Origin of the sequence: Pseudalkalibacillus berkeleyi, assembly GCF_021608225.1 — a bacterium.
In the GTDB taxonomy this organism is placed as follows: Bacteria; Bacillota; Bacilli; order Bacillales; family Fictibacillaceae; genus Pseudalkalibacillus; species Pseudalkalibacillus berkeleyi.
Genome location: NZ_JAKIJS010000001.1, coordinates 1,163,429 through 1,175,982, shown reverse-complemented (window position 1 = coordinate 1,175,982; position 12,554 = coordinate 1,163,429). Strand labels below are relative to the sequence as shown.

The window sequence follows — 12,554 nt, the reverse complement described above, 5'->3', positions numbered from 1 at the left end:
TTATCGATTTACGGCTGAAAGATCCCTTTTCACTCTTTCTTGATCCATTTCTGAACGCTCATCAACCCAACGATCCAATGATAAATAAACGATTCCCGCAACGACACATCCTATACCAAGGACCGTAAATAAAACATTACCTAATCCTATATCTAACATATATCCACCTAATAACGGGCCCGTTACACCACCTAGAATCCATTGTAACCCAGCAGCACCCATGTAAGTGCCTCGCAAATGTTCTGGAGCCAAGTTTGCAACAAAAGTCATTTGAACAGGTGACATGAGCATTTCACCTAATGTGTAGATGCCATAAATAGTTAGAAAAATGATGATGATCGCCCAGTAAGACGTACTTAACGCAGTAAACACCTGAGGTAACCAACCTACAGATAAGAGTCCGAATCCAAATAAAATACACCCATATAACATCACCCTGCCGATGGCACGATTTCCAGCCCAACGTGATATAGGGAATTGAAATAAGACGACTAACAGCCCATTAAATGCGAGCATGTATGTGTATGGATTTTGCGCATCACTTAAGTTTGGTAATGTTTGATCGAAATGTAGCGGTAAAAGTCCCTCAGTTTGAGTAAATGACATAGAGATGACGACACCTGTGATAATAAATACAAATAAAAGCTTGTCCCGAAATATGACTTGGAAAGGGCTAGGAAGCTTTTCTTCTACTTTTTCAGTCTTATCATTTTCCTGGCCTCTCGTTTTTGTTTTAGGGAGACTCTCTCTAATCCAGATCAAGACAATCAGAGCATAGAAAAACATACTCATTGCAGAAACCATGAAAATAATCGATTTTGAAAACAATACGACAGATGCACCTATCAAAGGACCAATTGCTGCTCCAATATTATGCCCCATTCTCAATAAACCGAAAGCTTCAGTACGTTTATCAGGTTCAGTCACATCTGCAACCATGGCAGATGCAGCAGGATGAAACAAAGAATTAAAAAAACCTAGGAATAACGATAAAACAACAAATGACCAAAAGTCATCAAACCAAACAAATCCGAGCATCACGACAGCATTACCTGCCATGGATCCAATCATGAGTGGTTTACGTCCATATATGTCTGCTAAGCGTCCTCCTATCATCGTACCAAAGACAGAAGCAAGTGGGGACACCCCCATTACGATTCCCACTTCCCAAATATGATCCACCTTATCTTTCAAATATAAGGCTAAAAATGGTAATAGCATCATAAATGCTATCCCATTGATTGATTCACCGATAAAGCGAATCCAAACGTTACGGTCCATTTCCTTATATGCTCTCCACGTTTCCTTCATTGTTTCCCCTACTTCCCGTATGTAAATAGACATTAAAAAAAGCTGAGGGATCGATCCTCCCACAGCATCATAACGATACTCAATTAAAACATAAAGTATTATTTAACAAGGCGGCATCCATGCAATAAAGACATTCTGTTCAATTGATGCGTATACAATAATTGTACAAATTTCATGGATCCCACTCCTTCCAAATTTTGTGCACTTCTATTTCAGTATAGAGAAGCCTTTAGCAATTGTAAACGATATTTGTCATCTAAACGGTTATACCTCAATATATCCGAAGTGAAAGAGCGATGTCTTTCTTCTTTCGACCTTAAAGTTAAACTGTTCAAAACGATGACTTTTCCAGTGATCCTTCAAAACTACGCGCTCTTTAGCAACTCTTTTCGCTTCCTTTATCAATTCTTCTGTAATAGGTTCATAAACTGCAAACTTTTTTAAAGGTGCAATGCCATCTGAAGTAACAATGGCTTCTTCAAACATCGGATCAAAGTAAACGACATCGAACCGATTGGTTTCTGTCTTTTTTAACACCGCTAGATGATGATCTTCAATCACCTTTATTCTTTGCATTGCTTTGACCATTTCATCATCACCACTTTTATAAACACTTAGACCTAAACGGGTTAACAATGATACAGTAGAGCTCCCTTCAACTCCGACCACCTCTCCTGATTCCCCGACTACAAAGCTCGCGACAATACTGTCGGATGCCCAACCTAAGGTACAGTCAAGTATGGTTTTCCCTTTACTAAGATTTGCAATGCGAATAAATGGATCATATTCTCCCCTCATCAACCGTTTCATTCGAAATACAGAGGAGTTTGGATGGAAAAAGAGCGGTGCATCGTACCCTTTACAATAAAAAAGAAACCGATCCTTTAACACCACTAAGATCCCATCATGAACTTGATTTAATAGCTTTTCAATCGATTGATCATTACGGTCCACATATGGAATTCCTAGTTCTACACCTACGTTTCTAGCCCGTTGACGTAATGCGCTTTTCGCTTTTCCGCCTGTTGTGATAATCATATCCTTACTCCTTTTCATATGGGTTTGTACACAAAAATTCCACTAGTGTCCCCGTTGCAGTTAAGGCAATTGTACATATTTTGTTAGTATGACAGACCAGATTATATCAAATATTGGAGGGGAATTCTCTTGGATAAAATGAAAAAATATATGCCAAAGAAGAAAGAAATGCATATGGGGGATATGCATCAAATGGATTATGGATATGATCACTGCTATCCAATGCACCACGGATATGATCATCACGGATACGGATGTGGTGGCGGTTACGGTTACGGATTCGCTATCATCGTCGTATTATTTATTCTATTGATCATCGTTGGAGCTACTGCTTATGTTGGTGGAGGTAAAGGTAAGGACTAATATCGAGACCGCTCAACGCCTACAATAAATAAAAACCTATTCTGAATGTGTTTTTGTGTGTCACAAATTAGAATAACATTACCTAACGGTGTCTGACTTGAATGAGTCAGACACTTTTTGTAATTCAAACCATATTACTCCTTATTCATTGTATAATAAAAAGAAAAAGTAGTTTCTACCGGAGGTTTTGATGAAAAGCAATTATTTACATAAACTTAGTTCTGTTATGTATAGGTACAGAAAAACCGTCATTGTATTGTGGTGTACGTTAGCCATCGTGCTAGGTTTATTTGCATGGAAAATGCCATCTATACTAGAAGGAAGTGGTTTTGAAACGGAAGGTTCATTCAATGAGACTCAAACGATATTGAAAGAAGACTTCAACCAACCGAAATCTACCATGACAATTATTATTGAATCCGAAAAATACACTGCAGACTCAACAGAATACAAGGCATATGTACAAGAGTTGATTGGCAGTTTGGATGGTGTTGATTTTTTAAATAACACAACATCCCCCTATCAAAATAAGAAAATGACAAAGGATAATATTGCATATATTATTCTCGGTTTCGATAAAAGCTTTACGGATCTTAAAGGATCAATTGAACAAATCAGAGAACGACTTATTCAAACTTCCGATTTTAAAGCGAGCCTTACGGGTGGTGCTGTCATTTCTGAAGACATGAATGAAGCAAGTCAAAATGATTTGAAACGTGCTGAAGCAATAGGTATTCCAGCCGCGTTGGTCATTTTACTCTTTTCTTTTGGAGGCGTTGTTGCAGCAATCATCCCCCTCTTAATAGGTATCATTAGTGTTGTCAGCTCACTCGGGATTCTGTATTTCCTTGGATTGGAGCTTGATTTGTCTATTTTCCTATTAAACGTTGTTCCGATGATAGGACTTGCTTTAGGAATCGATTTCGCTCTCCTCCTCGTGAATAGATTCAGAGAGGAGATAAAACGCAATTCTATTGAACAAGCAATAAATGTATCGATTCAAACTGCTGGGAGATCGATCGCCTTTTCTGGTTTATGTGTATTCCTTGGCCTATCTTCCATGCTTTTTATTGATATTGATATTTTTCAAACGGTGGCTATCGGCGGTATGGTTGTGGTCATTCTTTCGGTCATCTGTGCACTCACCTTTCTCCCCGCCATTCTCGGGATGATAGGACCGAATATAAACAAGTGGATGGTTCTCAAAACAAAGGAAAAGAAAGTAAGCAACTGGTACCGTTTCGCAAAGTTTGTGATGCACCGGCCTATGACAATGTTAATGCTTTCTTTATTGATTCTCATTACAGCAATCTTACCGCTGGCAAATTTGAATTTGACGATACCAGAAGCTGAAGCATTACCTGAATCATACGAATCAAGACAAGCATTCGAGACCTTCAAAAATACTTTTGGTGAACAAGAACTCTACCCTGTGACGATGATTGTGGATGGAAATGACGCGTTAATTAAGCAGGATAAATTGAATGACATTGAAGAGTTACAAGCTAAATTAGAGGACGAAAAAATTGTAGATCGAATCGAGTCTTTGTTCTCTACAACAAATTTATCGGCGAAACAAATTCAATCCATGGTTGATTCCGAAACGTTGCCTGAAGAAATACAAGGTGCGCTCAATGCATTCGTTCAAGAAGACAAGTCAATCCTCCGAATTTATTTGAATGTCGATACAACTTCTGAAATGGCAAAAGATTTCGTAAGAGATTGGAACGGCTCTTATAACGGGTACGAATTAATTTTGGGTGGAAATAGTACTTTCACACAGGAAATTTTTGATGAAATTTATAACAAAGCCCCTTATGCGGTAGGCTTTGTACTTATTTCTACGTATTTCATCTTATTGATTGCCTTTCGCTCACTCTTTATTCCGTTAAAGGCAATTTTAATGAATGTCATCAGTTTAAGCGCAACATTCGGAATCATTGTCTGGATTTTTCAGGAAGGACATTTTGTCGATCCTACGAACGGCATTGGGTTGATGATTCCGGTGTTCACCTTTGGTATTGTCTTTGGTTTAAGTATGGACTATGAAGTATTCCTTATTTCAAGGATACAAGAATATTATCATGAATCTAAAGATAATGACTATGCAACGCTAATGGGTTTAACCTCTACAAGCAAAATTATTACATCAGCAGCATTAATCATGATTGTCGTTACAGGTGCATTTGCCTTCACAGGTGTTGTTCCAGTCAAACAAATGGGCGTATCCATTGCTCTTGCAATCTTTCTAGACGCAACACTTGTGCGCATGGTCCTTGTGCCTTCTCTTATGAAACTGATGGGACATTGGAACTGGTGGATGCCCTGGAAACCGAAAGATAGAAAGTTAAAGGCTGGCCATAACTAATCATAATAAGACTGGATAACTAAGCTCCAAAATATCAACAAGTACAAGTAGCAAATCAAAAAGACCCGATCATTTTAGAATGATCGGGTCTTAGTTTGCACAATTATTTACAGTGCGTTTCAAAAGCATTGATTAAATTTTGAGCGATGTCTTCTGCTTCATGGTCTTCAATCTCTTCTCTTGGAACAAAGTGTACCAATTCTTTTCCTTTTAAGAGTGCAACAGATGGTGATGATGGTTCTACATCTAATAAATAAGAACGCATAACTGAAGTCGCTACTTTATCTTGACCTGCAAATACGGTTACAAGATGGTCTGGACTTTTCTCGTTCTGGACTGCGTGACGTACTGCTGGGCGTGCAAGACCTGCTGCACAACCACATACAGAATTAATCATCACTAAAGTTGTGCCTTCTGCATTTTCCATGTATTCATCTACTTCTTCAGGTGTTCTTAATTCTTTAAATCCTGCCTCTGTTAATTCATCTCTCATTGGTTGAACAAGCTGTCTCATATATTCTTCATATGCCATAGACATGGAACATACCTCCATTTATTTCATCTATATTTAACTTTATCACGAGCGTAGTGAAACATCAATTCACTATTATTGCTTGCCTTTTTGAATCGTATCCGTCATCTGCTTCCATACAGATCCTTTTGCTTGTTCTCCACCTTCAATTCTTTCTAATGCCATATTTACTTGCAGGGCCACTTCAAATTCTGGATCGTCTTTTGCATCTTTAAGTGCAGGGATAGCAGTTTCATCCCCTACTTCATATAAATACATTGCAGCCCGCCAACGTACGAGTTTATTTTTGTCTTTTAACGATTCAATCATTACCGGAATAGCTTCTTCAAACCCAAGATCGGACATGCAATCGCCGGCTGTTCTCCGCACTGTAACACTTTTATCTTTAAGCGCTTGAGACATATAAGGGAGAACCTTCTTATCCTCAATCATACCAAGGTAAACCGTGGCTAAACGGCGAATTGACGATTTCTCATCCAACAATGCTTTTTGTAACACAGGTAAATCATCTATCGTTGGATTCATTTGTTCCAGTGCTGCGTATCGATCCTTCCAATCAGTTTGTTCCATCATGTCTAATGTCACTTTATATGAGGTTTGTTTCTTTGATCGGTCACTTGAATTTTGTTCAAAAGCTTGTTCTTTGAGTGTGTTTAGTCTCTCGTGGTCATAAGCGGCACTAATTTCTTCTGCAATTTCATGCCCTACTTCTTCAACATTTCCATACCTTGAACTTTGCTCAATCCATTGCCGCTCCATCACAACGTTATCTGAAGCACTTTGAGCCTCCATTACTGTTTCCATGAAACGCTCAGGTAACCCTACTCGGTGTTCATTCTCACCTTTCACAAGTTTTATTTGCATCGGTATACTACGAAACTTTTGAATAAACACCTTAATTTCTTCAAAATCTTCATCATTATTTGGTTGATCATCGTGTATTTCCGTAACTTCTTCACCAAATATTTGTCTAGCTTTAGGTAGAATCACCTTCCAGTCGTGCTTTGCATTTCTTTCGAGTGCAATAAAGTCTGCCACATAGTAGAGTCCTTTCACACCCTCAATACTTAATAAAGCATCTAATGGAGCTGGTGCTTCTTCTTTTTGATCCGATTTAAAGTTCATATTTTTCCCACTAGGTAATGATTCATCAATAATTAGTTTCATCGTGTTAGGACTTGGTGTCGGTTCTATTCCGCGCAGTTTCATTCATGAAAACCCCTTTCTCTTCGTTATCTCTTTAATCAAAATATAACATACATCATCTCGTTCATTGTACCAAGAGCCCTCTTCACTTAAATATATCTGATGAGTGAGTCATACATTTTTAATCTAAAAATGTTCAACTTTGTCTTTAATCGGGTATATAGAAACTAAAGACATATTCGTTAACAATTCTAAAGGAGAGTGGTTAAATTGAAAAAGCTCCCAGTTGAAGGCAGGGTTATTCGAATGACTGAGGATAGAATTGTCACAGTACAAGGCCAACAAATCATCACTTATAACAGAGCTTACTATGAAATTGTCACTCCAACCTTTCAGAATCAATCCGCATAAAAGACCGTGGGGTGTGACTTGTAGGAGGGGCAATTTTACCAGGTCACGCCTTTTTTCTAGATAATATTGATTTTTTTCTAGATAAATCAGGATTTTTCTAGATAATATCGTTTTTTTCTAAGATAAAATCGCCTTTTTCTAGATAATATCGTTTTCTTCTAGATAACGGTGGCATTCCGATCAATTATTGAGCTCTTCAATTCAAAAAGTGTGCAGACACATCTAAGTTTTATTGATTTACTCCTCATTTTCACGCAAATGTTCCTAAATCGGCCCAAAAACATGAAAAGAGGACGACTTTTAAAGGACATACACTACATTGTCCTTCAAGTCACCCCTCTTAACGGCTTAATCACGTTCTTATTCTCTTTCTTTAAGTTCATCCATCACTTTCATAATCCGTTCATGAACTCTCTCAATGTAATCTCGGTTATCAATTACTCTGCTTCCTCTATGTTTATGCAAGTCTAACAAAGTAACATTTTGTGCATTCACATCCAATTCCAACTTTGCCAACGGTTCTTCAATCATCACTTTTCTGGCTTGTTGGACTTTTTCATCAGATGGATTATTTTCATCATCCAGTTCATTTAATATGAAATACATCGTTGCACATACACTATGCTTACATACGTCAACATCGTCAGGACAGTTACATGTTATTTCGTAGTCCTTTAATAGCGGTGCTCCGTCGCTTAAGGAATAATAACCTTTCACCTGATATTCATCTAGATTTCCTTCCACAATACATTCAAAATGGTTCGGATATACGTGAAAATCATGTACGCTTTGAGCGTTATACAGCTTCATTCCATGTTGAAATCGGCTGTAATCTACATTTTCCGAAAATCTGTTCAACCATTGTTGTAATTTAGAATCTGCAGCATTTCTTCGATTCTTCATGAGTACAACACCTTCTCACGTAACTGAATCAAATCGATTAATTCCTTATCACTCATTTCCGTCACCCACTGATCATCATGGCTTACAATCTGGGAAGTGAGCTTAGACTTTCGATCGATTAATTTATCAATACCCTCTTCAAGCGTACCGACAGTAATCATTTTATATACACTTACATTCTGTTCTTGACCAATTCGAAATGCTCGGTCCGTTGCTTGATTTTCTACAGCAGGATTCCACCATCGATCCATATGAATAACATGATTCGCTTCCGTCAAATTCAATCCGACTCCACCAGCTTTTATCGATAAAATGAAAATACACCTTTTCGATTGTGTATCTCTGAATTTCTTCAACATTTGTTCACGCTTCTGCGACGGAATACCACCATGTAAAAAGAATACAGTCGTATCTTTTGATTCTTTTTCCATTAAGTTCTTTAGTAAGTCTCCCATTTTCACATATTGGGTAAATACGAGGGCTTTTTCTCCATCCTTCATATTTGTGTCCAGTATTTCAAGAAACTTGGCAATCTTACCTGATTGTGAAGCTACTGGTTCATCCCAAGTTAACAAAGATGGATGATTACACACTTGTTTCAGTTTGGTGATCCCCCCAAGAATCGTTCCTCTTCTCTCCATCCCTGTAGTAGATTGTAGCTTTTCCCGTATTTGATCGACAACCATTTGATAAAGTGATGCTTGTTCCTTTGTCAATTGACAATGGATCTTAGCTTCAGTCTTTTCTGGCAGCTCTTCAACAATTGAGGTTTGTTGTTTAGATCTTCTTAATAAGAAAGGCTGGATTAACCTTTTTAAAACCTCTACGCGTTCTTTTTGTCCTTTCTTTTCTATTGGACGGATAAATTGTTGATTAAAGGTGGATCGGTTCCCAAGGTAGCCCGGATTTAAGAAATCAGAAATAGACCAAAGTTCCTCTAACCGGTTTTCCATTGGTGTCCCCGTTAACGCAATTCTGTGTATAGATGATAATGACCTTACGAGTCGGCTTTGTTTCGTTGAAGGGTTTTTTATCATTTGAGCTTCGTCAAGAATGACTGCGTTCCAATTTAGCTCTGCAAATAATTGGCTGTCTCTTAACAACAGCGCATAGCTCGTTATGACCACGTCTTTATCCTTTATGGTGTTTTGAAATTCATCTATATCTTTGGACCGTTCTGCACCGTGATGTAAGTGCACATTTAATGACGGTGCAAACCGCTTAACTTCTTGTTTCCAATTCCCTAATACAGAGGTTGGACAAATGATTAAGTGAGGTGTGGCTTGTTTCTCAACATCCAACAAGTATGTGATCGCTTGAATGGTTTTCCCAAGTCCCATATCATCTGCGAGACATACCCCGATCCGTTTATCTCTATGTGAACGCATCCATTGATAACCCTTTTTCTGATATGGTCTGAGTTCACCTTGAAAATTGTCTGGTACATGATATTGCTCTTCCGTTGGGCTTAAGAAATGGTCTAAATAGTCCTTTACCTCTCGATCGATGTCTAAATCGATTTCAGACTGAAAATCTTTATTTTTAGCACTCACACCAACTAGGGTAGAAAAAGATGCGCGACTTCTAACAATCGGCTCTAATTCATTCATTTCATGAAAAATCTCTTCAATTTTATCTTGAGGTAACATTACCCATGCATCATCTTTCTGGATGATATACTGTCTGCGATAAACGAGTCGCTTGAATTCTTCAACAGACATCTCTATATCTCCAATGGCAATTTTCCAATTAAAGTTTAATAAACTACTTAAGCCTACTCCATCTCCATGGTCGTTATTGACTTTCAAAGAGACTTGAACGTCTTCTCGATCAAAGGATTGTAATGATAATCCCTCTGGAAACGTTAAGTGTATATTCATTGATTTAAGCACACTCATGTTTTCATGTAGTGACCTTAATGTATCAAGTGATATTTCAATTGATCCGGATTGTCTTAACATCCGTTGAGATTGATAAAGAGTATCATCCATTTGTACCAAATAGTTAATTCGATCATCTACCCAATTCTTGATATGGGAACGAGTAATTCTTGAATCATCTATTGGTAATTGTAATAAACTTTCTTCATATTCCCCCTCAACAGAAATTTGCAATCCCCATGATCTCATTTCCTCATCATTTGTAGGAAAACAATTTATGTTCAGTCCCTGAACAGAAAAACCTGTTTGAATGAACTGCTGTTTAAAGTTTACTAATCCCTTTTCCAATGAACGGTACCGATCCGTACTGATGGGTTCATGCCATTTTCGTACTTCACGAATAAGGACATGAAGCTTTTGAATGTCACTTTTCTTTTCAAATATTTGAAAGAAACTCGCGTTGGCGTTCGTTAATGCTCTTTCCCAACTGATCATGACTTCTGAATGTTCCTCAGTAATCCCGTCTAAACCAATTTCTGGGCCTGATGTGATATGGACCTTAATAACTTGATCAGCCCATATATCAAGCATTAAATTTTGCCACTCTCTTATCGGAAACGTAGACAAATGTTCAAATGAAAATATAAGTGGTGATGCTGACTTAAGCCAATCTGACATCGTACGTTGTTCAATCGAATGCCTACTAATCATCCATTGGGCATAGGCATAGTGACGCTTTTCTTTTGAAATTTCATATATAGTCGGGAAGTATTGTCCCGCTCGAATTAATGATTTTATGCTTCGTGCAACCGTTTCCCAATATACAAAGCTTTCACCAAAATAGAAAGAACCTACCATTGAATGTGCAGTCGGATTCTGCAAAAATAAATACACTCTCCACATATCAACGAGAACACCTTCTACTTCGTAATGTTCTTCATCCCAATCCACCATCAATGTTTTCGTTGCTTCGTTTTCACTCGTGAAAACATGTGAAAGATTAGACTCACCAAGGAGCCAATGCAATCTTGAAGGTTGAATAGAAATGGGTTCCCCGCTAGGTTTAGTAACCCATATGAGAAACTTTCCTCTTTCATCTAAGGACGGTATGAATGTCATTTGCAAGTGATAATATGTAAGCATCTTTTAACTCCTATTGGAAACGAAATCCACTTTTTTAAAGCTCATGAATATAAACAAACTTATTATATCCATAACCTCTATTCTATCACATATGACTCAAATTTCTAAAATGGACTTGCTCATTCCTTAATCGTAACGATCAATTGGGTTGTTCGCTATTTCATAGGGATAATGATTAAATAACTTCCCTCTTAAATGAAGACCCCACTATTCATTACTCATAGTGAGGTCTACTTTACGATCGTGATGTCAATTGTTTAATTGGGCTTTCTTCAGCTGACATGGATTGTACTTCACATAGCGGAATCGGGATTTCTAGAAATCCATACACATATGGAGTATATTCATACAATTGATAAAATAAGACAAGGTCCAGATCAGTTAAGTAATATTCTTGTTGGTCCGTTATCGTTTGAATTTCATTAATTAATTGGATGTTTTCCTTTGCTACGAATTCCTTTACGTATTTTGTCAATCTCGTTTTATAGTAACTATTTGGTGCAAATAGTTCTCCGAATAAATAGTGATGTCCAGTTAAGGTGGAAAACGTGAGTGCTTTTTGTATTTCCATTGGATGTGCTGCGTGCTCAATGAAGTAGAAAAGTATAAATTTCACACTGTAAACGCCATTTCGATTTACTTCCGTCTTGTAACGTATGTCTACGGTTGTAACATTCGGTTGACTACCCTCTTGGACTAGTTCACCTACCAAATAACGGATTTGTTGATTGATTTGTTCTTCAACCTTACGATCTTTCATACCAACGAGCTTCGGATAAGAAAGTTTAACGTAGTCTTGTTCCTTATTGATAGTAATTACTTTAACGGGCTTATATTTATTGTACATTGAGTTCCCTCTTTTCAAATGAGGACTAGGCGCATATGATAGATGATATATCTTATTCTCAATCGAGACGTTTGGTACGTATCAATAATAAGAGGAGGGATTTTATTGATCAGAGAGGCAAGAATCAGTGATATTGAGCAAATTGCTCACGTTCATATTTCGAGTTGGCATTCTACATATAGCGGAATTATCTCAGAAGAATATTTGAATAATTTATCAATTGAAGCCAAAGTTGAACAATGGACGTACAATTTGACCATCGATCGTACTTTCATGTATGTTGCTTCAGTTGACAATCGAATTGTAGGGTTTATTAATGGAGGACCGAATCGATCAAACGAATTTCGTTATGAAGGAGAGATATATGCTCTCTATTTACTTGAAAATTATCAAGGTAGAGGAATCGGGAGAGAACTTTTCAATCGTGTCATCTCCACTATCAAGTGCCGAGGTTGGAACTCAATGCTCGTGTGGGTTTTAGAAGAAAATTCATCAAAATTCTTTTATGAAAAAATGGGTGGGCAGAAGGTTGGCAAAGATACACTTGAAGTGAAGGGAACAAGTCATATTGAATTAGCATATGGGTGGGATGAAATCTGATCTCATGAATCT

At 37.6% G+C, this 12,554-nt stretch carries 11 protein-coding genes; 4 read left to right on the top strand and 7 right to left on the bottom strand.

Annotated features, from left to right (window positions below; translation table 11 throughout):
* Positions 1–1,311, bottom strand: coding sequence for an MDR family MFS transporter (locus tag L2716_RS06180; RefSeq protein WP_236337814.1), 1,311 nt, complete (start codon positions 1,309–1,311; stop codon positions 1–3).
* Between the two features lie 264 nt (positions 1,312–1,575).
* Positions 1,576–2,349, bottom strand: a complete 774-nt coding sequence (locus L2716_RS06175) for a class I SAM-dependent methyltransferase (protein WP_236332804.1) — start codon at positions 2,347–2,349, stop codon at positions 1,576–1,578.
* A gap of 222 nt (positions 2,350–2,571) precedes the next feature.
* On the opposite strand from L2716_RS06175, the gene L2716_RS06170 reads away from it, so the two are divergent.
* Both L2716_RS06170 and L2716_RS06165 read left to right on the top strand, forming a co-directional pair.
* Positions 2,572–2,712: a YjcZ family sporulation protein gene (locus L2716_RS06170; protein WP_236337813.1), complete on the top strand. Its 141-nt coding sequence runs from the start codon at positions 2,572–2,574 to the stop codon at positions 2,710–2,712.
* Positions 2,713–2,938: 226 nt separating this feature from the next.
* On the top strand, positions 2,939–5,080 hold the full coding sequence (locus L2716_RS06165) for an MMPL family transporter (protein ID WP_236332802.1): 2,142 nt from the start codon (positions 2,939–2,941) through the stop codon (positions 5,078–5,080).
* 103 nt (positions 5,081–5,183) lie between these two features.
* Here L2716_RS06165 and L2716_RS06160 read toward each other — a convergent pair whose 3' ends face one another.
* Both L2716_RS06160 and L2716_RS06155 read right to left on the bottom strand, forming a co-directional pair.
* Positions 5,184–5,618: a BrxA/BrxB family bacilliredoxin gene (locus L2716_RS06160; RefSeq protein ID WP_236332800.1), complete on the bottom strand. Its 435-nt coding sequence runs from the start codon at positions 5,616–5,618 to the stop codon at positions 5,184–5,186.
* A 69-nt stretch (positions 5,619–5,687) separates the two neighbouring features.
* Positions 5,688–6,821: a conserved virulence factor C family protein gene (locus L2716_RS06155; RefSeq protein WP_236332798.1), complete on the bottom strand. Its 1,134-nt coding sequence runs from the start codon at positions 6,819–6,821 to the stop codon at positions 5,688–5,690.
* A gap of 207 nt (positions 6,822–7,028) precedes the next feature.
* Between L2716_RS06155 and L2716_RS06150 the strand changes: the two genes are divergently transcribed.
* Entirely contained in the window at positions 7,029–7,169 is a 141-nt protein-coding gene (locus L2716_RS06150) for a hypothetical protein (RefSeq protein WP_236332796.1), read from the top strand.
* A 360-nt stretch (positions 7,170–7,529) separates the two neighbouring features.
* On the opposite strand, the gene L2716_RS06145 is transcribed toward L2716_RS06150, so the two are convergent.
* The 3 genes from L2716_RS06145 to L2716_RS06135 all read right to left on the bottom strand — a co-directional run bounded on the left by L2716_RS06145 (position 7,530) and on the right by L2716_RS06135 (position 11,942).
* Positions 7,530–8,072: a hypothetical protein gene (locus L2716_RS06145; protein WP_236332794.1), complete on the bottom strand. Its 543-nt coding sequence runs from the start codon at positions 8,070–8,072 to the stop codon at positions 7,530–7,532.
* Positions 8,069–11,095: a DEAD/DEAH box helicase gene (locus L2716_RS06140; protein ID WP_236332792.1), complete on the bottom strand. Its 3,027-nt coding sequence runs from the start codon at positions 11,093–11,095 to the stop codon at positions 8,069–8,071. Before L2716_RS06140 ends, L2716_RS06145 begins: the two co-directional genes overlap by 4 nt.
* A 235-nt stretch (positions 11,096–11,330) precedes the next feature.
* Positions 11,331–11,942: an RsiV family protein gene (locus L2716_RS06135; RefSeq protein ID WP_236332790.1), complete on the bottom strand. Its 612-nt coding sequence runs from the start codon at positions 11,940–11,942 to the stop codon at positions 11,331–11,333.
* Between the two features lie 105 nt (positions 11,943–12,047).
* Here L2716_RS06135 and L2716_RS06130 point away from each other — a divergent pair, with 105 nt between their 5' ends.
* Complete coding sequence (locus tag L2716_RS06130; RefSeq protein WP_236332788.1) at positions 12,048–12,542, top strand: GNAT family N-acetyltransferase; 495 nt, start codon at positions 12,048–12,050, stop codon at positions 12,540–12,542.
* Positions 12,543–12,554: the final 12 nt, after the last annotated feature.

Bases quoted from the DNA above. Each gene is read 5' to 3' on its own strand.
- L2716_RS06180 (WP_236337814.1), bottom strand. From the start codon at position 1,311: ATGAAGGAAACGTGGAGAGCATATAAGGAAATGGACCGTAACGTTTGG.
- L2716_RS06175 (WP_236332804.1), bottom strand. From the start codon at position 2,349: ATGATTATCACAACAGGCGGAAAAGCGAAAAGCGCATTACGTCAACGG.
- L2716_RS06170 (WP_236337813.1), top strand. From the start codon at position 2,572: ATGCACCACGGATATGATCATCACGGATACGGATGTGGTGGCGGTTAC.
- L2716_RS06165 (WP_236332802.1), top strand. From the start codon at position 2,939: ATGTATAGGTACAGAAAAACCGTCATTGTATTGTGGTGTACGTTAGCC.
- L2716_RS06160 (WP_236332800.1), bottom strand. From the start codon at position 5,618: ATGTCTATGGCATATGAAGAATATATGAGACAGCTTGTTCAACCAATG.
- L2716_RS06155 (WP_236332798.1), bottom strand. From the start codon at position 6,821: ATGAAACTGCGCGGAATAGAACCGACACCAAGTCCTAACACGATGAAA.
- L2716_RS06145 (WP_236332794.1), bottom strand. From the start codon at position 8,072: ATGAAGAATCGAAGAAATGCTGCAGATTCTAAATTACAACAATGGTTG.
- L2716_RS06140 (WP_236332792.1), bottom strand. From the start codon at position 11,095: ATGCTTACATATTATCACTTGCAAATGACATTCATACCGTCCTTAGAT.
- L2716_RS06135 (WP_236332790.1), bottom strand. From the start codon at position 11,942: ATGTACAATAAATATAAGCCCGTTAAAGTAATTACTATCAATAAGGAA.